The sequence below is a fragment of the Spirochaetota bacterium genome (genome assembly GCA_035477215.1).
Taxonomy (GTDB): domain Bacteria; phylum Spirochaetota; class UBA4802; order UBA4802; family UBA5368; genus MVZN01.
This window is the reverse complement of sequence record DATIKU010000014.1, coordinates 204,251-225,683: the sequence shown is the minus strand read 5'-3', so window position 1 is coordinate 225,683 and position 21,433 is coordinate 204,251. Positions and strand designations below refer to the sequence as shown.

Annotated in this window: 19 protein-coding genes; 5 read left to right on the top strand and 14 right to left on the bottom strand. The window is 58.4% G+C overall.

Going from position 1 to position 21,433, the window contains the following annotated elements; translation table 11 throughout:
- The 7 genes from VLM75_03035 to flgG form a co-directional block, all read right to left on the bottom strand.
- Positions 1-248, bottom strand: a 248-nt coding sequence (locus VLM75_03035) for a metallopeptidase family protein (protein HSV95891.1), incomplete at its 3' end; no start/stop codon positions are given.
- Positions 249-293: 45 nt separating this feature from the next.
- Positions 294-1,481 carry an MFS transporter gene (locus VLM75_03030; GenBank protein ID HSV95890.1) on the bottom strand — a complete coding sequence of 396 codons (1,188 nt, stop codon included), beginning with the start codon at positions 1,479-1,481 and terminating at the stop codon, positions 294-296.
- A gap of 70 nt (positions 1,482-1,551) precedes the next feature.
- The gene (locus VLM75_03025) at positions 1,552-1,944 is read right to left on the bottom strand and encodes a rod-binding protein (GenBank protein HSV95889.1); all 393 of its coding nucleotides are present in this window, start codon (positions 1,942-1,944) and stop codon (positions 1,552-1,554) included.
- Positions 1,945-1,950: 6 nt separating this feature from the next.
- On the bottom strand, positions 1,951-2,967 hold the full coding sequence (locus VLM75_03020) for a flagellar basal body P-ring protein FlgI (GenBank protein HSV95888.1): 1,017 nt from the start codon (positions 2,965-2,967) through the stop codon (positions 1,951-1,953).
- 3 nt (positions 2,968-2,970) lie between these two features.
- Positions 2,971-3,621 carry a flagellar basal body L-ring protein FlgH gene (locus VLM75_03015; GenBank protein ID HSV95887.1) on the bottom strand — a complete coding sequence of 217 codons (651 nt, stop codon included), beginning with the start codon at positions 3,619-3,621 and terminating at the stop codon, positions 2,971-2,973.
- Positions 3,618-4,151: a flagella basal body P-ring formation protein FlgA gene (locus tag VLM75_03010; protein ID HSV95886.1), complete on the bottom strand. Its 534-nt coding sequence runs from the start codon at positions 4,149-4,151 to the stop codon at positions 3,618-3,620. The genes VLM75_03015 and VLM75_03010 overlap by 4 nt, the downstream gene beginning before the upstream one ends.
- A 5-nt stretch (positions 4,152-4,156) precedes the next feature.
- The gene (gene flgG / locus VLM75_03005) at positions 4,157-4,951 is read right to left on the bottom strand and encodes a flagellar basal-body rod protein FlgG (protein HSV95885.1); all 795 of its coding nucleotides are present in this window, start codon (positions 4,949-4,951) and stop codon (positions 4,157-4,159) included.
- Between the two features lie 222 nt (positions 4,952-5,173).
- Here flgG and VLM75_03000 point away from each other — a divergent pair, with 222 nt between their 5' ends.
- Positions 5,174-6,469: a toxin-antitoxin system YwqK family antitoxin gene (locus VLM75_03000; protein ID HSV95884.1), complete on the top strand. Its 1,296-nt coding sequence runs from the start codon at positions 5,174-5,176 to the stop codon at positions 6,467-6,469.
- 150 nt (positions 6,470-6,619) lie between these two features.
- On the opposite strand, the gene VLM75_02995 is transcribed toward VLM75_03000, so the two are convergent.
- Both VLM75_02995 and VLM75_02990 read right to left on the bottom strand, forming a co-directional pair.
- Complete coding sequence (locus VLM75_02995) at positions 6,620-7,429, bottom strand: phosphoribosylformylglycinamidine synthase subunit PurQ (GenBank protein HSV95883.1); 810 nt, start codon at positions 7,427-7,429, stop codon at positions 6,620-6,622.
- Between the two features lie 41 nt (positions 7,430-7,470).
- Entirely contained in the window at positions 7,471-10,461 is a 2,991-nt protein-coding gene (locus VLM75_02990) for an AIR synthase-related protein (protein HSV95882.1), read from the bottom strand.
- Positions 10,462-10,705: 244 nt separating this feature from the next.
- Here VLM75_02990 and VLM75_02985 point away from each other — a divergent pair, with 244 nt between their 5' ends.
- The 4 genes from VLM75_02985 (at position 10,706) to uvrC (ending at position 16,078) form a co-directional block, all read left to right on the top strand.
- A complete protein-coding gene (locus VLM75_02985) occupies positions 10,706-11,677 on the top strand; it encodes a family 43 glycosylhydrolase (GenBank protein HSV95881.1) in 972 nt (323 codons plus the stop codon).
- Positions 11,678-12,019: 342 nt separating this feature from the next.
- Positions 12,020-13,132: a HAMP domain-containing sensor histidine kinase gene (locus tag VLM75_02980; GenBank protein HSV95880.1), complete on the top strand. Its 1,113-nt coding sequence runs from the start codon at positions 12,020-12,022 to the stop codon at positions 13,130-13,132.
- Positions 13,129-14,286, top strand: coding sequence for a tetratricopeptide repeat protein (locus tag VLM75_02975; GenBank protein HSV95879.1), 1,158 nt, complete (start codon positions 13,129-13,131; stop codon positions 14,284-14,286). Before VLM75_02980 ends, VLM75_02975 begins: the two co-directional genes overlap by 4 nt.
- On the top strand, positions 14,255-16,078 hold the full coding sequence (gene uvrC / locus VLM75_02970) for an excinuclease ABC subunit UvrC (GenBank protein HSV95878.1): 1,824 nt from the start codon (positions 14,255-14,257) through the stop codon (positions 16,076-16,078). Before VLM75_02975 ends, uvrC begins: the two co-directional genes overlap by 32 nt.
- 13 nt (positions 16,079-16,091) lie before the next feature.
- Here uvrC and VLM75_02965 read toward each other — a convergent pair whose 3' ends face one another.
- The 5 genes from VLM75_02965 to VLM75_02945 all read right to left on the bottom strand — a co-directional run bounded on the left by VLM75_02965 (position 16,092) and on the right by VLM75_02945 (position 21,333).
- Positions 16,092-18,236 carry a SpoIIE family protein phosphatase gene (locus VLM75_02965; GenBank protein ID HSV95877.1) on the bottom strand — a complete coding sequence of 715 codons (2,145 nt, stop codon included), beginning with the start codon at positions 18,234-18,236 and terminating at the stop codon, positions 16,092-16,094.
- Between the two features lie 147 nt (positions 18,237-18,383).
- Entirely contained in the window at positions 18,384-19,073 is a 690-nt protein-coding gene (locus VLM75_02960; GenBank protein ID HSV95876.1) for a zf-HC2 domain-containing protein, read from the bottom strand.
- Positions 19,070-19,642 carry a sigma-70 family RNA polymerase sigma factor gene (locus VLM75_02955; GenBank protein HSV95875.1) on the bottom strand — a complete coding sequence of 191 codons (573 nt, stop codon included), beginning with the start codon at positions 19,640-19,642 and terminating at the stop codon, positions 19,070-19,072. Before VLM75_02955 ends, VLM75_02960 begins: the two co-directional genes overlap by 4 nt.
- 27 nt (positions 19,643-19,669) lie before the next feature.
- Entirely contained in the window at positions 19,670-20,884 is a 1,215-nt protein-coding gene (tyrS, locus tag VLM75_02950) for a tyrosine--tRNA ligase (protein HSV95874.1), read from the bottom strand.
- A 185-nt stretch (positions 20,885-21,069) separates the two neighbouring features.
- Entirely contained in the window at positions 21,070-21,333 is a 264-nt protein-coding gene (locus VLM75_02945; GenBank protein ID HSV95873.1) for a hypothetical protein, read from the bottom strand.
- Positions 21,334-21,433 lie beyond the last annotated feature (100 nt).

Here is a 21,433-nt window from a genome sequence, read left to right as displayed (position 1 = left end):
TCGGGGAGTACGGACATATCGTCGATCTTGCGGTCGATGAGCGATATCCCCTCGTAGAGTCCGAGAAGATCGCCGGCGTCGGTGTCGTCTTCATCGCCCACGCTTTTTAACTGCTCTGGAGACGGCCGGTCGGTGACGGCGAATATCACTTCCTCGGCCTTTGCGCGCAGGTCGGGAGGAAGCGACGCGACGATCCGGGCGGCGGTGCCGAGTACGAGATTGTCAAATTTTTCTGACGATATGTGCATTCAATAGGATCCGGCACATATACTGACACCAACGGCGGAGTCCTGTCAATTCGTTTTCGATTGCGGTTCCTGCACACCCAGGAAAACCGCAAGGCCCGCGAGAATGACCGACGCCGAAGCGATGAATAACACGGAATATCCGAAAAGGTCGATGACCAGCCCGCCGAGCGCGGGACCGACCAGGAGCGTCCCGTTCTGACAGGCCATGTAGAGCCCGACGAACCCGGCCGTATTCCCGCCGGGAAGGAGCCGCAGGAAGAAGGGATACGAGACGGCAAGGACCGCGCTGTACGAAGCGCCGGCGGCCACAAGGAAAGGTAGCGATGCGCTGTAGCCTCCGATCAATGGAGTAAAGGCCAGGCTTATCGCCAGCAGTCCGAGCCCGCAGGCAGTGACCTTTTTCATGCCGAAACGTATACCCAGAAGTCCCGCCGGGAGCGCCGACACGACAAAAGAGATGTTGAAGATAAGGAAGGCGGTGACCGCCAGCTCCGTCGATATCCCAAACACTTCGCGGTAGGCGATGATGAAAAAGGCGCTCACCATCCACAGACCCGTCCACCAGAGAATCATACCGGCATAGAAGCGAACGACCTCCCTTTGCCGAAAAACCTCCGGGAAGATACCACCGGCCCGATGTCGGATAGCTTCCCCGGTCCGTTCGCGAATCACCGCGAAGAGCACGACGTTGGCGAATATAATCCCTCCGACGGTCCAGAAAAACGGCCACAGCGGCGAGCTTTCATAAAAACGCGCCGCGAATAGCAGATAACTCAGGATTCCCGTGCCGCCGACCAGAAACATGACTCCGGTGGCCTTGCTGCGCTCTTCCGGGCGGAAGGTGTCGGCCAGCAGGGCGAAATACGGCCCCATTGCGGTAAAAAAGCCGGCGTAGGCAAGCACGAGCAGGGCAAGCAGCGCGGGCGTCGAACGAATGAAGGGTATCAGAAGCAACATGCAGCAGACCAGCGCCCAGCCGGCGGCGATAACCGGCTTTCGGCGACCCCACCGCGTCGAAATCCGGTCGGATACCATTCCCGAAACAACGGGAAGCACGATGCCGGTGATACCGGTCGTGGAAAGCATGATGCCGGTAACGGTGTTGGAACCGGCGAATTCCCGAAGGTACAGCGGCAGGGTTGCCCAGGTGAATCCCCAGAAGGTCTGCACCGCGAAAAGCCCCATGGCGAAACCGACCATGGGCCACAGTGGCGGGGAGGCTACTTTTCCCAAGGGGTGGCTTCAGATACCTGGCGATATGACCCGAGGCTTTCGCCGGCGGGAGGGAGCAATTTCCTATACATTAAAGTTTATTACTCAGCTGGTCATACAGCATTTTCGCTATTCCCACACTCGAGTTTTTCGACATGTTGAGCGCGTACTCGTCGTAGAGCATGTCCTCGAATATCTCCTCGGCGAAACCGCCGTTGAGCATCTCGCCCTTGTGCACTGTCTTGCGCATCTCTTTAAGCATCTTCGCCACGAAGAGCGATTCCATCTCGGTGCAGGCGTCCATGAGTTTCCGGTCGACCGCTCGTGGATGCGTCGCCCTGCCCTTCAGCTCTTCACGGCTTATCGTTTCATCGAGCACGTTCTGAAATCCCCGCGCCGCGCCTTCGGCGCGCCGTGAAATCTCTCCCGCGCGATCGTCCCTTCCAAGCTGCGCGGTTGCGCGCGCGTCTATGGCGTTTATCATTTCCGGTCACCTCACTATGAGTTCCGCATGGAGCGCGCCCGCGTCCTTGAGCGCCTTGAGGATCGAGATGATGTCCCTCGTCGGCGCGCCGATGAAGTTCAGCGAATCGACCAGATCCTTGACGGTCGACGAGGCCTTGATATGCGCCACCGAGGCTTTATCCGAACCCTTGTCCTTGCTCTTCTCGACCCGTATCGTAACGCCGTCCTTGCTCACCACGGCCTCGGAGATGCGCACATCGCCGCCCATCACGATGGTGCCGTCCTTCTCGTTCACCACCACGCGGGCGCGGTTGCCGGGCGTGATCTCGATGTTTTCCACCGTGGAGATGAACTCGGCGAAGGCCACGTTCTCCGGCAGGGACAGCCGTATCTTGCCGCCCTTTGCCATGGTCGGGTTCGCTCCCGGATACTTTTCCGCGATCGCTTTGATGATCTGATCGGCCTCGAAGAAGTCCCAGTTCTTCATTACGAGCGACACGCCGTTCTCCACCACTATTTCAGGTTCGATCTCGCGCTCCACGATGCCGCCGCTTATTATTCGCGCCGCGGTCTTCACACTTTTGCGCCCGCGCGCGGGCTCGTCGAACGAGAGCGTTCCCTGCGCTACCGCGTAAATGGCGTTGTCGGCGCCGCGAAGCGGCGACTGCACGAGAACCCCGCCCTCGAGCGACTTCGCGTCGCCGATCGACGAAACCGAAACGCTTATCTTGTCGCCCACCCTGACGAAGGGAGGGAGTTTTCCGGTAACGAGCACCGCGGCGGTGTTCTTAGACTTAATAATTTCATCCTCCAGTATGCCGACGTTTTTTAGAAGGTTTTTAAGCGCCGACTGGGTTAGCACCGACTGCGAGTCGCCCGTGCCCTGCAGGCCCATCACCAGGCCGAAGCCGAAGACCTGGTTTTCCTTCAGGCCGTCGATGAACGCTATGTCCTTGACCCTGACGGTAACCTCGGCATAAACCGCCGTTATGGCGAACGCACACCCGGCAAGGACAAGCAAGGCCGTCTTTATCAGTCTCATGGCTCAGCGCCCCATTTCCCGAAGCATCTTATTGAGGTAATCGACGATGATGCGCTGTTTCTCCTCTTCGGTGAGCGAGCTCGTCGCGCTCTCGTCCGGTCCCGGCGCGGGGCGGGTGATGTTGACGCCCGGGACCTCCTTCACCCCGCGTATGTCCAGCCGGAAGTCGGCGACGTCCCTGGAGTGTACGGTGCGCCCCTTCACCGATGCCGGATCGATTATGCCGCTCACGGCGAACTGGTTCGCCGCGCCGTTGAACGAGTACGAACGCACCCCGGCTATCTGGTACTTGCCGTCGTCCCTTCGCGCCGTTACGCGCGATCCTATAACGATCTTTAAATTGCCGCGGCCCGATACTTCGGTCTTGTCGGTATTTGTGATCTTTCGCTCGGAATTGACTTTTGGCAGGAAACCCGTTATACCGGCATCCGGCCTGGAGTTGAGGTTGAAGCTGTTGCTGTCCGCAAGCGCCATGGTGAAGCGCAGTTGCGAGATATCGTCCACCTGCACCGATATGATATCGCCCACCTGAAGGCTTTCGCCCGAGGAATAGATGTTCTTGTCGGTCCAGATGCTCTTCCCCGAGACCGTTCCGCAGACGAGAACGCCACAGAGGACGGAAAGTATCTTTATCCCGGTCGATAAACCGCTCATAACGCCAGCTCTATAAGGCTTTTCTGTACGACCCGCCCTTTGAGCGTACGGTTTCCCTTCAGCTTCACCGCGACCTCGTCGCCCCTGGCCCCGCCCTGGAGCGCGTTTCCGGAAAGCTCTATGATTATGCCGTTATTCTTCACGCGCACATTCACCGCATCGCCGGTGCGAACGAGCTGTTCGGAAACAACCGCGCTCCCTTCTTGCGCGGCGGGTTCTTCCCTGACCATACGGTTCACCCGCACAGCGTTGCCGTAAACAAGCACTCCCTCGCTCACCGCGGCGGCGAGCAGGTCCTCTACTTCGCGGCGGTCGACATATCCGTCCGAAAGGGCCTTCTCCGGAATGGCGAGGTTCAAAAGCATGTTTCTGATCCCGGGCGCGGCGTCAATACTCGCCACGTCGCCGAGTGCGGGCGCTTTGCTTAGCTCGGCGCGCGAAACGAGATACACGATGACGGCCGCGGAGGATGGAGCCGCCGAAGCGGCAATCAGCACGGCGACCGCCGTCGCGGTCAGGAGTTTACGCATGGCGCCTACCGCTTGAGCCCTATCGCCGTGGCGAGCATCGAATCCGAGGTCTGGATGGCCTTGGAGTTGATCTCGTAGGCGCGCTGGGCCACGATCATGTTTACCATCTCCTCGACCACCTTCACGTTCGACATCTCGAGGAAGCCCTGGTGGGTCTTCGCCATGCCGCCCATGCCCGGCTGGCCCGGTATCTCCTCGCCGGAGGCGGGAGTGGTCTTGAAGAGGTTTCCGCCTATGCTCGCAAGGCCGGCGGGGTTCACGAAGCGGTATATCTCGAGCTGACCGACATCGATCGGATCGTCCTCGCCGATGATCTTGACCGTAATCCGGCCATCCTGGCTTGTGGCCAGCGTCTCGTGAATGAAGTTGTCGGGAAGCACCACCGGAGGCTCGAGGAGATAACCGTTCGAGGTGACCAGTTGCCGGTTCGAATCGATCTTGAACGAGCCGTCGCGCGTGTAGGCGAAGGTGCCGTCGTAGAGCTGTATCTTGAAAAAGCCCTCCCCTTCAAGGGCGAGGTCGGTCTTGTTTTCCGTGGACTGCAGGCTCCCCTGATGGAAGAGCTTCTGTGTGGCCGCGGTCTTTACTCCATGGCCCACCTGGATTCCCGTCGGGACCTCCGACACCTCGGTGGCCGGGGTGCCCGCCATCAACAGGGTCTGGTAAATGAGGTCCTCGAACTCGGCCCGGTTCTTCTTGAAACCGGTTGTATTGACGTTCGACAGGTTGTTGGAGATGGTGTCTATATTGAACTGCTGGCTCACCATTCCGGATGCGGCTGTCCACAATGACCTCATCATACGAATCACCTCGCACGGTATAAAGGATCGCCCCCGGAACGGGCGGGCACGGTTTCGTCTCCTTTATTTTCGGCCGGTACGCGGCTTTTAAGAATTAAAATATTGACACACCGGGCAATTTTGGGCTACGATTACCGGGTTTCGCGGGCACATACGCCACCACATACATACGGCGTCCTGTCGAACCGCCCCATCCATCATGAAAAACGAGGAGCAGTGACCATGAACTACAAGAAGATCGTCGCCGTTATCGCGATCGCCTTTTTCGCGCTTTCGTGCAAATCCACCCCGAAAGACAAGGGCGCGGCAGGCGCGCCCGAGGGTACGAAAATCATCAAGGAATACTGGGAAGACAAGTCCCTGAAGGGCGAGGGCCCGGTCATGGGCAAGGAGAAACAGGGGAAATGGACCCTGCACCATAAGACATCGGGTGAAAAGCTCGGCGAGGGCGAATACCTCAATAACAAGCAGCAGGGAATGTGGACCTTCTACTACAAGAACGGCCAGAAGAGCACCGACGGCGAGTTCGTAGAGGACCAGCGGACCGGCGAATGGAAGGGGTATCACGAGACCGGCGAGCTGATGTGGAAGGCCAATTATGTTATCAAGGAGAAGACCGAGTCAGGATTCACCATGCCGATCGGAGGCATGGAGGGCGTCAAAACCTCCTTCTTTAAGTCAGGAAAGGTGTGGAAAGAAGAGGAGTTCCGCGACGGCGTGAAGAACGGCCGCTCGCAGGAATACTTCGAGGACGGCAAGCCGAAGGAGATCGCCTGGTACAAGAACAACCAGAAGGACGGCCAGGCGACCGAGTGGTATCCCAGCGGCAAGAAGAAGATGGAAGGCTCCAACGCCGCGGACGAAAAGACCGGCAAGTGGCGCTTCTACCACGATAACGGGCAGATGGCCGCCGACGCATCCTTCATGAAAAACAAGCCCGAGGGGGTCTGGCGCTTTTTCTCGCGCGAGGGAAAGCTCCTGAAAGAGGGCGCATACAGGGAAGGCAAGGAAACCGGGCTCTGGAATTTCTACGAGGGGTCCGGCCGCAAGGTCATGGAGCTCGCTCTTCTGGGCGGGATGGTAAGCGGCGGCGGAAACCGGCTGTATGAGAACGGCACGCTCATCGGCGAAGGCGACCTGCTCGGAATCCCCAAGGCCGTCTTCGACGTGATGAAGGACGGCAAGAGCGCAGGCACCATGGAGGCGGCGGAACCGCCCGCGGACGACGCGAAAAACAATACGAGCTTCCGCTGGTCGGGCAAATGGCTGGCCCTCAAGAAGAACGGCAAATGGACGGAATATTTCCCCGGAACCAGGACCGCGAAAATAGAGGGCACCTTCATGATGGACAAGCTGAACGGCCCGTACAAGGAGTATTATCCGAACGGAAAACTCAAGGCCGAGGGCGAATACATGACCGGCAAGAAGAACGGCGAATGGAAGTTCTATCAGCCCAGCGGCGCGCTCGATGCTGAGAATTCCGGCCGCTACATGCTTGACAAAAAGTCGAAATTTTAAGTCGGGATGCCCCGGCACTGTCCCCCGCTGACAACGGGGGACGGTAACCCGAAAAACATGATGGCCAAAATCGATTCAGCGCCACGGCCATCGATCGACCATTCCGGCGGGCCTCCACCGGTCGCTTCGCCTTCCGTACGGGGATGCCGTTTACTTAAAGTAGCGGACGGCGTTTCGGAACAAGGTCATCCCCTCGCTCTCTTCGTCCGGACGGGCCCCTTCCCTTTTAGCCTTCTCCCTTATATACGTCCAGTCATCGCGCTGGGTGAACAGGATGTTCCGCTCGGGATGGGGCATCATGCCGAGTATTCGGCCGCTCGCGTCCGATATCGCTGCGATATCGTCTAACGAACCATTGGGGTTGAACGGAAACTCCCCGTCCGCCGGCGATCCGTCGGGCCGCACATAACGCAGGGCAACGAGCTTCTTCTCCTCGATCGCCGCAAGCACCTCCGACGACGCGTAGAAGTTGCCCTCTCCGTGCGCAACGGGAACATGCAGGCGCTCCATTCCCTTTATAAAAACCGAGGCGTTTCCCGGACCTACGGCCAGGTCCACCCACCGGCACTGGTACCGGGCGGTGTTGTTGCGCTCGAGCGACACCTGGACGTCTCCGATAGTTTCGACCAGGGCCGGTACGATGCCGAGGTTCGCCATCACCTGAAAGCCGTTGCAGATTCCGAGCATGAGCGTGTCGCGCTCTATGAAGGAGCGAAACTCGTCCATGAGGTTGTTCTTTACGCGGTTGGCGAGCGCCTTGCCGCTTCCGGTGTCATCGCCGTACGAAAAACCGCCCGGAAACGCCACTATCTGAAAGTGCGCCATCATTGCCGGCGAGGCGATGATGTCGTTGATGTGCACGATGCGCGCGTCGGCGCCGGCGCGCTCGAAGGCGTAGCGCGTCTCCTCGTCGCAGTTTATTCCATATCCGGTGAGCACGAGTACGGCTGGTTTTGGCATGAACGTGACATCCCCTGTTGTTTTATGCGTCCAACGGCATACTAAAAATTCCTGAACGTCGCGCGATAACTCTCGAGGCAGCGGGCGACGTCGCTGGTAACGGCCGGTGCGCCGTCGCACCCGCGGATTATGATCGCCACGTCGCGCGTGACCCGCCCTATCCGCGCGCAGGGTAGGCCTGCGAATAGTCCCTCGAAGGCGGCGCAGTTCCCCGGCGCGACCGAAACTATAAGGCGGCCCTGCGACTCCGAATAAAGGATGACATCCTCGCGCAGGGCCTCGCCTCCGGGCACAAGGGCCAGGTCCACGTTCACGCCCAGCTCTCCCGCCATCGCCGAGCGCGCCATGGCAATGCCAAGCCCGCCGCGCTCCACCGACACCGACGAGGCCGCGAGTCCCCCGGCAAGCGCGCGTTCGAACGCGCCGTACAGCCGCGCATTGGCCGCGGCGTCCACGCGGGGCACCTCGCTTCCATACAGCGCGCCGCGGCGGTCGTTCATTACGGCCGTCATGGCCGTGTATTCGCTTCCCGCGGTTTCATCGTACGTATTGCCGATGACATAGATATAATCGCCGTCGAACTTGAAATCCATGGTCTGGCACAGCATGACGTCGCCGACGATCCCGATGGAGGAGACGAGGAGTGTCGGCGGCACGGAGATGCTCACCGGGTCGAAGTTTTCATCGAACCCCCGAAAGTCGTTGTACATGCTGTCCTTGCCCGAGATGAACGGCGTGCCGTAGGCGACAGCGTAATCGTAGCACGCCTGCGCCGCTTCACGAAGCTGCCACAGCCGCTCGGGATTGTCCGAATCGCACCAGCAGAAATTGTCGAGGAGCGCAAGCCGCTTCAGGCTTCCGCCCGCCGACACGGCGTTGCGCACCGCCGTGTCGATGGAGCAGGCGGCCATGCGATAGGGGTCGATCTCGCTGTACGATGGGTAAAGCCCCTGCGAGAGCACCACGCCCTTTCTCGAGCCCGGAATCGGCCGTATCACCGAGACGAGGGCGTTGACGCGGCCGCGGCCATGGAGCGGCTTGATGGCCGAATTGGCCTGCACCTCGTGGTCGTACTGCGTCGAGATGAACTCGAAGCCCGCGATATTGAGCCGCGAAAGCATCGCGTGGAATGCTCCGGTCATGTCGGCGGGTGCGGGAAAATCAGGGATGATCGCGGGTTTTGACGGCCGCGCCGTTTTCAGGTTCTTGCGCGGAAGCCCGTTGTGCAAAAAGTCCATGTCGAGGTCGAAGACCTTTTTGCCCCTGTAGGTGACGATGCCGCGCGGCGAGCCGGTGAAGCGGCCGATAATGGTGGCCTCCACGCCGCGGCTCTCCATGAGCGTAATGAACTCGTTGCATTTCTCCGGGGGCACGGCGAGCGTCATGCGCTCCTGCGATTCGCTCACCCATATCTGCCAGGGGGCCAGGCCCGGGTACTTCAGCGGCACCTTCTCAAGCTCCACCTCGAAGCCGCCGGCCTCCTTCGCCATTTCGGCGACCGAGCACGAAAGGCCCCCGGCCCCGTTATCGGTAATGGAATGATACAGGTCCTTTTCGCGCGCCTCTTTCACTATGGCATCGGACATCTTCTTCTGGGTGATGGGGTCGCCTATCTGTACGGCCGTGGCGGGGCTCCCCGAGTTGAGCGCCTCGGACGAGAAGGTCGCGCCGTGGATGCCGTCGCGTCCCACACGCCCGCCCGCCATGACGATGCAATCGCCAGGCATGGCCTTCTTTTCGGTCGAGGGCCTGCCGTTCACCTTCTTCGGCAAGAGGCCGATCGTGCCCACGAACACAAGGGGCTTGCCCTTGTAGCGGTCGTCGAAATAGACGAAGCCCTGCGGCGTCGGGATGCCCGAGCAGTTGCCTCCCACGTTGACGCCGTGGATAACGCCTTCCATGATTCGTCGCGGCGAGAGGAGTTTCGAGCCTTCGTCCTTCGCGCGGTACAGCGGCCGCTCGTCGAAGGGATCGGCGAAGCAGAAGCCGTAGCGGTTGGCGATGGGCCGGGCGGCCATGCCGAAGCCCATGGTGTCGCGGTTTACCCCCACTATACCGGTGATGGCCCCGCCGAAGGGGTCCAGGGCGCTGGGGCTGTTGTGCGTCTCGACCTTGTCGGAGACCACGTACTCGTCGTCGAACTCTATGCCGCCCGAGTTGTCCTCGAACACGGATACGCAGAAATCGTCCGCGCCCTTTTCGCGCCGCACGCGCATGGTGGCTTCGCGGATGAAGCGCCGGAAGACGCCGTCGTCGAGCTCGTCAAGGCGCGCGGCGAAGATGGTATGTTTGCAGTGCTCGGACCAGGTCTGCGCGATCGATTCGAGCTCGATGTCGGTCGGGTTGCGTTTTTCGTCCTCGCGGAAATAACGGCGGATTGCCTCGAGCGAAAGCATGTCGAGCGCGAGCGGCCCCCTGCGGCTTCCGTCGGCGTCGGGAATACCCTCCCTGCCCAGACGCCGAAGCTCGCCTTCGGAAAGATCCAAGCTCACCTCGTCCGCCTCGGGACGCTCATGGATATGCACCAGGGGAAGCGCCCGCCCCATTCCGCCCGCCAAGGAATATTCGGCCGCGTCGAGCGCCTTGATGCGCTGAATGAGCGGATTGTACAACTCCATACCGATGCGCCGTACCTCTTCCGGGGCGATCTCGCCGTCCAGGAAATAGCTTATCGAGGTAAAGACGGAGGTTTCGGGATCGAGCCGCCGCTTCAGTAAATCTTCTATCGATTCGCGCACGGTATGCGCGACGTTGTCGGTGACGCCGGGAAGAAAGCCGATCTCGAGCGCATGGCGAAACCGCGCCGGCACAAAGGGCTCGTTGATCGCGTACGCCTGGGTTACGGGGTTGGCGAGCATGCGGCCTACCGATTCGGCCTCTCCGCGCGAAAGCTCGACGTTGACCAGGTAGTTGTCGGTCGTCGTTACCGCCGACACGCGGCATCCGAGGCGCTCGAGTTTCGCTTTTAAAACCCCGCCACGATGATCATTTATTGTGGAATAGACTTCAATACGGTACCTGGATTCGCTCATTTTCCCCTCATGACACCGGGCATTTAACTCGTTACGTAAAAAATGTCCAGAATTTTATTTCTGCGCCCGTGTGAATTCATGTTGCAAGCACAAAGGAAAATAATTCCCCGGACGGCCCGCGGTTTTTTTAATTGACCCGGCTTGAATTCGGCCGTACGCTGAGAAACACTTCACAGGGGAGTGGGAGCGGTCCGCCCTTCCCGCCAAAGCAATCGCCGGAAAAAGTAAATAAGGAGGGGACGTGATGAAAACATCCGCATTCAAGTCGCTCAAGTGGCGCGAGTACGACGGCAACCCGATCATCGAGCCGCCGTTCCCCTCGCCCATCATCGCGGACCCGAGCTTTCTCACGCCGGCGGAATCGCCCGACGGCGCCTGGCATCTGTTCGCGCACTCGCTCATGGGAATACACCACTTCACCTCCGGCGACGGCAAAACGTTCACACGCCTTCCCGGTCTCGTCTGCGGGAGCGCGATGCGGCCCTTCATCCTCAGAGACGGCGACAGGTATTATCTCTATTATGAGCGGACACGTAAACACATTCTGTGGTTCTCGTGGCTTCCGATAAAATGGAAATCGCATATTGAATGCAGGGTGTCAGACGATCTCATGACATGGAGCGACCCTGTTGTGATACTCCGGCCCACGCTCGCCTGGCACCGCGACGCGAAGTTCGGCCAATCGGTCGGCAATCCCTGCGTGGTGAGGCACGGGAAGCGCTATCTTCTGTATTACAGCGCATCGCTGGTCTACATTCCCGACTGCGGGTTCAACGAGCCGCTCTACATCGGCGTGGCGGAGGGCGAAAGCCCCACCGGACCGTTCGTACCGCGCCCCGAGCCGCTCATCTCGCCCTCGCCGCAAAATACCTGGCGCAACCTCGGCGCCGGCGCCTTCAAGGTGGCGCGGCTGGAGGACGGATTCGCCGGTTTCGAAAACGGAATATACTGGAACGAAAAAACGAGGCACTCGGGCTCGGCAATACTCGTTTTCACCTCGAAGGACGGCATAAACTGGAAGCAGACCGTCGCGGAACCGCTGGTCAGGCCGGAAGGCGCCGGATGGAAGAAAAGTCATGTCTATGCGCTGGACGCACGGCCGCTGGATAAAAAAACGTGGCACCTTTATTACAATGCCCGCAGTGACTGGCACTGGACCCGCGGGCGTGAACGCATCGGGCTCCTCATCGGCTCGATTCCCAGCGAAAAAGCCTGACAGGGGAGCCCGACGTTAGACCCGCGCCGGGCGCACAAAAAGAAATGGCGCCGTAATGGCGCCATTTCAGGTTCAAACACCTTTAGCCGGTCGATTAATCAGGATGGGCTATACACTAAAGATATTATGACACAGACGGGGTAATCGACGTTCGATCTTCATGAGCTTCGTCCTGGTATCAGTATAGCGCGCTTGCGGGGCGCATCAAAAAAAAACGTCCGCGGGCGCCAAACCCCGTGTCGGCGGGAATATTTTTCTTGCAATAATCCGGTCTACCTTATTAGATAAAAGCGTCGCCGTCGGTCGCTCATTGACCGTCGAACCCGGACACCATCTCCAGCAATGCAAAAAAACCGGATCAGCATCCTCATCGCCGACGACGAGGAAAAGATACTCTCCCGTCTCGAGCGAATCCTCGTCAAGGAAGGGTATACGGTCGGCACCGCCTCCGACGGCGGCACCGCGCTCCGCAGGCTGGCCGGGGAGCGCTACGACATCGTTCTCACCGACATCAACATGCCCGATAAAAACGGCTTCGAGGTGATGGAGTTCATAAAGAACGAACGGATCGACACCCTGTCGCTGGTGCTTACCGGCTACGCATCGGTCGAGAGCGCGATCCGGGCAATGAAGCTGGGCGCCTACGATTTCATACAAAAACCGGTCGACGCCGAGACGCTCAAGCTTATCATCTACAGGGCCGCCGAGCGCGTCCTCCTCAAACGCGAGAACGAGCGCAACATGATCGAGCTCAAGAAACTCAACGACCTCAAGGACGAATTCCTCACGGTGGTATCGCACGATCTTCGCTCGCCCCTCTCGTCCATAGGCGGATATACCAACTACCTGCTCAAGAAGGGCCAGCTCTCGGACACCCAGCGGAGCTACCTGCTGATAATCCGCGAGATAGCGGACAACCTCTATTCGCTGGTAAACGAACTGCTGGATATTTCCAAAATCGAGGCGGGGATTATTCGGCTCGCCACGGAGGAGACGGACCTGACCGAGCTTATCGGCACAAGCATCAATAATTTCATACTGCTCGCCTCGGACAAGAACACGGCCATCCATTTCCACAACCTTCTCGACGACCCGCGCGCGGTTATCGACCGCATGAAGATACTGCAAGTGGTCAACAACCTCATAAATAACGCGGTCAAATTCACCGAAAACGGCGTCATCGATGTCAGCGCACAGCGGTCGGATGACGACAAAGCCATCGTCATCACCGTCCGGGACACCGGCACGGGAATGACGGCCGACACGCTTAAGACCATCTTCGAAAAGTATTCCTTCTTCAGCTCGGAGGGCACAAGGGGAGAAGGCGGCACCGGTCTCGGGCTTGTGATATGCAGGCGCTTCATTGAGCTGCACGGCGGGACAGTCGAGGCGGAAAGCGCCAAGGGCTGCGGCAGTGTATTTCGCGTAAGCATTCCACAGGAGAGAGGAAAATGAAAACGCGGGCGGGAATCTCAAAACGCTTTGTGATAGTAATCGCTTCGCTCGTTTCAGCGCTGGTGCTGATCCTCGCGGTCGCGTTCAACCAGGTGCTCCGCAGCAACCATTCAATAATCAAAAGGACGATCGTGAGCGGGCACGGGCGCCTGCTTCTCGACAGAGGCGAAAGCCTTGCCCGGGCGCTCGGACAAAGAAAGGCCGCGAAGACCGCCGAGCTTGCCCGGGAGATCAAGTCCCTGTGCCGGGAAGATGTTGACTGCCTTCACGCCATCGTCTTTACCCGGACCGCGGACGAGAACTACTTTCGCGCCGCCGAAATCATCCGGCAGAACCCGGCGGTCGAAACGGGTATCGCCAGGAATTCCGTCGTGCGCGAGGACGGAGAGGCCGGATATCTTAAAAAGGGCCTCTTCGAGCCTGCCGTCGACCCGCTTATCCGCGCTTCTACAGGAGCGTACTGGCAGAATGTCTACGTCCCCTTTTCTCTGGGGAAGAAGGAGGTGGTGCTGCAGTTCTCCTTTTCCTCGGCTGGACTGCAGGCGGCCCTGGACGAGTACACGGCGGAAATCGGCAGGATGAAAAAGATCGTCGCGCTGCTCGCCACCGCACTGGTGCTTGCGGTCTTCGGCGCGAGCTATCTTTTTATGCATAACTTCACCCTGCTCATCGAGGGGCTTTCGGCATCGATAAAGAAGGCCTCCGCCGGCGAGCTCGACGTAACCCTCAACGCCGGCGCGGACGAGGAACTCATGGAGCTCGCGACGTCGTTCAACAGCCTTGTCGGCGGGATGAGGGAACTCAAGGAGCGGGAAAAAATCCTTGGGGAAAAGCAAAAAATCCCGGAGGAGATGGAGAACAAGGACACACTCGGTGATATATTCAAATTCGGGGTCACGCTCCTCAAGGAGGGCAGGCTGGACGACGCGGCGGCGCTTTTCACCACGCTTACCTTCCTCAAGCCGGAAGGTTTCGGCAGCTATTTCAACCTGGGCGTGATTTATGCGCGCCGGAGGGAGTATGAAAAATCCATGGACATGTTCGAGCGGGCCCTGCAGGCGAACCCTGGAAACGAACTCACGATCCGGTATATGGAAAAAATAAGGAAACTGCAGTACGGCGATGAAACAACCGGAGACGAAGCTCCAGCTTAAGCTCGCCCGATTCCCCCTTCAGCCCGGCGTATATCTGATGAAAGACGACGCGGGCGGGATCATCTACATAGGCAAGGCGGGCTCGCTCCGGAAACGGGTGTCCTCATATTTCCGGAAGGCCGACCTGGACCCCAAGACCAGGGTGCTCGTAAGGAGCGTCGCCGATATGGAGTACATCATAACCGACTCCGAGGTCGAGGCGCTCCTGCTCGAAAATACGCTTATCAAACGGCATAAGCCGAAATACAACATACGCCTTAAAGACGATAAAAAATATCCCTACATAATGGTCAAGCTCGACGAGGAGTTTCCCCGGCTCGTGTTCACCCGCAGGCCCGCCCCGGACGGCAACCGCTACTTCGGACCGTACACCGACGCCCGGGCCGCAAGGCAGATGATCACCACCATCAACACCGCTTTCAAGCTCAAGACCTGCAACCGACCGCTGCCGCTGAAGGAGCATGAACGCTCGTGTCTCAACTATCAGATAAACCGATGTCACGGCATATGCCGCGGCGCCATGTCCGCGGAAGAATACAGCGCGATCATCGGAACCGCCATGCGCTTCCTCGAAGGTAACATCGACCCGGTCATCGACGACCTGAACTCCATCATGGACGGTTACGCCTCGCGACTGGAATACGAAAAGGCCGCTCGCATGAGGGACGCTATCGCTGACATCCGTAAAATCACCAGCGGACAGAAGGTGCTCGCTCCCGTCGGCGGCGACCAGGATTTCGTGGGGCTCGCATCAGGCGGCGACGAGGCCATAGTGCTCCTCTTCGAATTCCGGTCCGGGGCGCTTGTCGGTAGAAAAATCTTCATCTTTGAAAACGCCAGGTATTCCATGCCGGGCGAAATAATTCAGGCCTTCCTGGTCGAATACTACCGGGGCGCGGAGGTTCCTCCGCGCATCGTCGTTTCATCCGACATGGCAGATCGAAGCACCGTCGCCGAATACCTCACCTCGCTCGCTTCGCGAAAGACGGTCATATCGCCTCCCAGGACGGCCGACGAGCGGGGGATACTCCAGATGGTTCAGAAAAACATCGATCTGGTCGCAGCCGACCGGGAAGCGCACAAAAGGTTCGCCGACAAGGAGCGGGGACTATCTGAACTCGCCGACGCGCTCGGCCTCTCCGCCCCCCCCGAGGTCATCGACTGTTTCGATATCTCGAATATACAGGGTAATTACGCCGTCGCCTCGATGGTCGAGTTTCACGACGGCGTCCCCGATAAAAAAAATTACCGCCGGTTCAGGATTCGCGACCACGAAGGGGCGAACGATCCCGGCATGATACACGAGGTTGTGGGAAGGCGGCTCCAGCATCTGATGAACGAGGGGATTCCCTTCCCCGACCTGATGGTCGTCGACGGCGGAACCGCTCAGCTCTCCCGGGCCATGGAGGCGCGCGACGCGCTGGGAGCGCCTGTGGCGATCATCTCGCTTGCCAAGCGCCGCGAGGAGGTGTACTACGACCCTAAAGCGGCGCCGCTTCGGTTCGCCGAAAACTCGGCCGCGCTTAAAATTCTGCAGGCGGCCCGCGACGAGGCGCACCGATTCGCCATAGGCTATCACCGCTCGTTGCGTGACCGCTCCATGACCGCCTCGGTGGTGGATTCCATTCCGGGGATAGGCGCGAAAAAGAAGGCTCTATTGCTCAGGAACGTACCCGAGCCGGCGAAGATCCCGGAGATGACGATGGATGAAATCGCGCTTGTACCGGGAATCGGCGCGAAAACGGCGGAAACCATCTACCGCCACTTCCACCGCATGGAAGACGAACGATAACTCCGTCCCGGACTCATACTATCTTGAAGAGAATGGCCACGATGTCCGATTCCGGAGAAGCCAGGCCCAGGAATGATACGAAGCTGTCCTTTATCCTAGAGGTTATCTCCTCCGGCCGCTCCGACCGGTGTTCCTTTATTATGGTCCGGAGGTTGCCGATTCCGAAGGGCTCCCCCTTCTGGTTCTTCGATGTCACCAGGGCCCTGGAATAAATAAAACCGATATCGCCGCGCAACAGGTTGGTACGCCCCATCCCGTAGCTTGCTTTGGGATCGTAACCAAGCGGAATCCCCTCGGTATCGAGCGCGTCGAAATCGTTTTTATCGATGCGGTAGAGATCAAGCGGCGGAAAGCCCGCATTGGAATAAATGAGCCGCATCGAGCGCAGGTCGTAATACATATAATAGGCCGTAATCAGGCCGCTCTCCCCCGAGCCGTACTCGTAGACCGCGTTGTTCATCTTCTGTATCACCGAATACGCCGACGGGGCTTCCTCGATACACGACTGGAACGCCGAGCGCAGCACCACGGAATAGAGCGCGCTGTTGATTCCCACGCCCGCGATATCGGTGGCGACCACGCCGACACCGTGACTGCCGGGCCGCATGAAATCGAAATAGTCGATGCCCTCTCCGTAGCGCGGGATAACGAACGCGCCGAACTTGATGCCGATCAGATTGGGAAGATTCAACGGGACGGCCTTCGCGAGTATGTCCGAGGAGAGGTCCATCGTCCGGCTGATGAGCTGCTGGCGTTTCGATTCCTCATATATCAGGGCATTGGAGATGTGCGTGTTGCTTTCCGAGCGGAAGTAATCGAGCTTTTCGATCTCGTCGGGCTTGTACGAGGCCAGCGAGTCCTTATCGCCCAGGCAGAGTAGCCCCAGCACCCTGCGCTCGTGGTAAATTGGAATGACGATTCGTACGCCGCTTGCCGAGAAAAACTGCAGAAAATCGTCGCGTATCTCGGCGAAGCTCTTTTCATCGGTGTAAATCCTGTCTATGGGAAGCACCTCCTGGTTCCGTATAAACCAGCGGACCACCGGGGAGCCCCTCTCGAGCGGGGGCATCTCAACCGCCAATCCTTTCTGATAGGCGAGTTCATACCGCTTCGAATCGTTGTTAAATAGAATGAAATACGTGCTTTTTAAAAAGAGCGAATCGTGCAGGATATCCACCGAACGCTGGATTATGGTCGTAAAATCCTTCATGCCGCCGACATCCCGGATGAAGCTATCGATTATCGATTCGAACTCGTACTGTCGCCGCTTGAAAGCGTGGTCGATCGCCGGCTGCACGTAGACCGAAAAGAGAAGGAAGACGGCAACCACCACTCCCGCGATCAAAAAAAGCGGCGCCTCTCCGATCGACCAGATGTTCGAATCCCAGGCCCCGAGGATCAGGAATATAGGGATAAAGATCGCCATGGAAATTACGGTATAGGTGACCGTCTTGTGTACCGCGGTGGTGATGTCCATAACGTTATACGATATTATTGAATAGAAGAGCGACCCGAATGCGACGAACGAGGCGAGCGCCGGCCCCAGCACGTACAGGTCCGGATAATTGAAAAACCGCGGCAGGATGATCGAACAGACGGAGGCAGCCATTATCCCGATCGACGTTCCGACGAAAACAAAGCGCATCTGCAGCTTGAATATCCGAATGGTCGTCCTGAAGTATTTAATTATAAAGTTTGAGGTTCCGAGGAGCAGATATATAAAAACGGCCAGCGCATAAAAAGTATAGAAGAAATTAAACTCCCTGACGAGCTTTCCTTCTTTAAAGTATGCCGCGCTGATGTTCCAGTCGGTGAAATTGGCGATCACGCTGATGATGACGGTTGGAATGAATATCAAGACGATGTATTTGAAGGGGAAGCGTTTGTCCCCCTTCGGGAAAACAAGCGAAACGCCGAAGAGCGCGGTGAAAGTGAAGGCCGTCGCCGCCTGGGTGATTCTGTTTATCTCGGTAAGGAAGGGCGAGTCCGGAAACGCGTAGGTGATGAACATGGTGAAAAGGATTCCGAAACCCGAAAGTGTCAACACCGCATAGTAGCGGTGTACCTGGTCACGCCAGTCCTTGTACATCACGAACAGGGCCATGAAGGGCAGCAGGATGGACGCCACGAGCGACAAAATAATACTTATGGTAACCATAGCCTTCCCCGCTCGACAGATTTGCCCGGAACCGGCCCCGCGGACAGCCGCGCGAGCGGACCGGTAAAGCGATACAAGGACATTTCTAATGGATCGCGCGGGAAATTGCAATTAAATAAGAGGAATCGACCGGAATGCGCGGCCTCCTTATCTGAACAGAACCCTGAATCGAACGGTTCTGGACTGGTCCGCGGGCCTCTGGTGCATAAAGCCCGAGGATAAGATCAGGCTGTCCTGCATGCCGCCTTCAGTATAGCCGACCGCCGTGGCGAAACCGTGCATGCCCGTGGAGTAGGAGCCGTCACACTCGCGCTGAATATCATCGACGGAGCGCGAAGGGGCCTCCGCTTCGATATAACCGTCGGTTACCATGGTCACCCGCGCACGGTTTTTTCTGAGAATCGACATGGTCCTTCGCATATCGTACGCGCTGCCGATCTCCCGCGAAACCTCTCCGCTCCCGGCGTTCGTCGCGATCCTCGCGCCGCCCCGCCTCTCGCCTGACGGACCGTTTTGAAACTGGTCGATGCCCACCATAAAAATCACCATCGCCGCCACCGCTGAAGGAATCACCCGCTTGTAATAGAGGTGCTTTTTCCGTTTCCTTTCGCAGAGGAGAACCCGGGACATGGTTGCGCGGGCAAAATCATTCCCGGAGCGTATGCCGATCACGCGAAGGCATGAGACCATCCTGACCATGCGGCCAAGCAGCTCGAATTCGCGGCCGCACGCGGGACAGCCGCTCAAATGGTCCATGACCGATTCTTTCCGGGCGGCGCTCATCATCTCGTCGTGCAGGTCCGACAGCATTCCAAAAGTGATGTGTTCCTTCATCATAAGAGTCCCCTCTCAGCGAGACGTTTTTTCAAGAGTTCTCTTCCCCTGTGGATTCGCACCTTGACGTTTGAAAGATGTATCCCCAGTATCCTCGCTATATCGCCGTAGGCAAGCCCCTCGATATCCCTGAGCACGAGTATCTCCTTGTAATCGTCGGGAAGCGCATAGAGCTCCTCTTTCACTATGCGAAGCGTGTCCCCGGTGATGACGTCGTCCTCGGGAGTCTGGCGCTCGTCAGGGATGGGAATCTCGAACTCTTCCCCCCCCTCGGACCTGCTTAAGGCCACCAGCGGGAACCGGTCCCTTTTTTTCCGGTAGTTCTTGCAGTAGTTCACCATTATGCTGAACAGCCATGTGGAGAACTTCGCCTCCCGCCGGAACGAACGCAGCGCCTCCATCGCCATCAGGAAGACTTCTTGCGCGATATCGAGCGCTTCATCGTAGTTATAGACCCGGGAGTACGCATACCGAAAGATACGGTCCTGGTATTTCTCGATGATCGCGGAAAACGCCTCGATATCCCCCGCAAGCACTCTGTCTATTACTTCAAGGTCACTTTTATCCGACATGCCGGTATCCGGTGGGTTACAAAAAAATCAACCCCGTATCCTTATAAACCGGCGCTTTCCGACCTTGACTATGGCCTCACAGGGAAGCGGCAGTTCGAAATCCTCGCTCTCGACCTTTTGGTTATCCACATACACGCCGCCGCCCTTGATGAGGCGGCGGGCCTCGCCGTTGCTCGCCGCAAGGCCGGCGAGCACCAGGAGCTTCGCCATCCAGATCGAGCCCGTTGCCGCTTCCTCCGCGGGAACGGCGAATTCCGGGATTTCGTCCGGAAGGTCCTTGCGGACGAATATCTTGTTGAACTCCGCCTCGGCCTTCTCCGCGGTCCCGGCGTCGTGGAACTGGGCGCAGATCTCCCTGGCCAGGCGCACCTTTATATCGCGGGGATGGGCCGAACCGTCCCGCATCCCCTTCTCCATGGAGTCGATGTCGGCATAGGGGACGTCCGTAACAAGGCGGTAATAGAGAAACATGATCTCATCGGAGATGGACATCGCCTTGCCGAAAATCTCCCGCGGCGATTCGTTGATCCCGATGTAATTGCCGAGCGACTTGGACATCTTCTGGGCGCCGTCAAGGCCCACCAGCAGGGGAAGCGTCATGATCACCTGCGGTTCCTGGCCGTATTCCCGCTGAAGATCGCGGCCGACAAGAAGGTTGAATTTCTGGTCGGTTCCGCCGAGCTCGATGTCGGCCTTGAGCGCCACCGAGTCGTATCCCTGCACCAGCGGATACATGAATTCGAGGATGGATATCGGCTTGCCCTCTTTGTAGCGGTTGGCGAAATCGTCGCGCTCGAGCATGCGCGCGACGTTGTAGCGCGAGGTCAGATCCAGCACGTCGGCAAAGCCCATGGGCTGGCACCAGCGCGAGTTGAAATCGACCACGGTAACGGCGGGATCGAGTATTTTAAACACCTGCCGCTTGTAGGTCTCGGCGTTGGCGAGCACTTCTTCGCGGGTCAGGCGTTTTCGCGTCTCGGATTTTCCCGACGGGTCGCCGATCATGCCGGTAAAATCGCCGATCAGAAACACCACGGTGTGCCCCATCCGCTGGAAATGCCGCATCTTTCGAAGGAGTACCGTGTGCCCCAGGTGGATATCGGGCGCCGTGGGATCGAAGCCGGTCTTCACGATAAGGGGCTTCTGCTCCCTCTCCGAACGTTCCAATTTCCTGCGGAACTCATCCTCCGGGATTATTTCCTCCGTGCCGCGCATGAGAAGCTCAACGTCGTTATTAATCATACAGTTCATCCGTAAAGCGGTGATGTGCGGCGTTCGCCCGTGGCGCCCCTGCCGCCGGTTGCGGGAATAGAATGAAAACACTATACGCGACTGGGATGTCAACGATATTTGTTCGATATGCCGGTTTTTACGAAGGATTTGATTAAATACGCGCGGGGCCGCGGCCGGGCCCCACGCGGCAAGGATCAGTTATACGTGGCGGTGAGCATGATGCCAATTACGGAGCTTTTTACATCGTAGGCAGTGCTGTCACCCTTCACTTTGACCGTATCGCTTCCGCCGAATACAAACAGCGCCGCACCCAACCCCCAGTTGTCGGAAACCCACCACTCCTTGCCGATGGAGAGAGTGAGACCGCCGCCTGCCTCGGAGTCACCTTCGAGCGCAGCGCCATCGTATTCCGTCGCACTGAGGGAAAGCACCGGAGAGATGTAGATATTGTACGGCATCCAGTACCAGCTAATACCGATTCCAAAAGTCGAGACGGCAACATCGTTCTTCTTTTCCGCCTCGTCAACCGCTTTGGCCCATTTACTAATCTCGTCATAT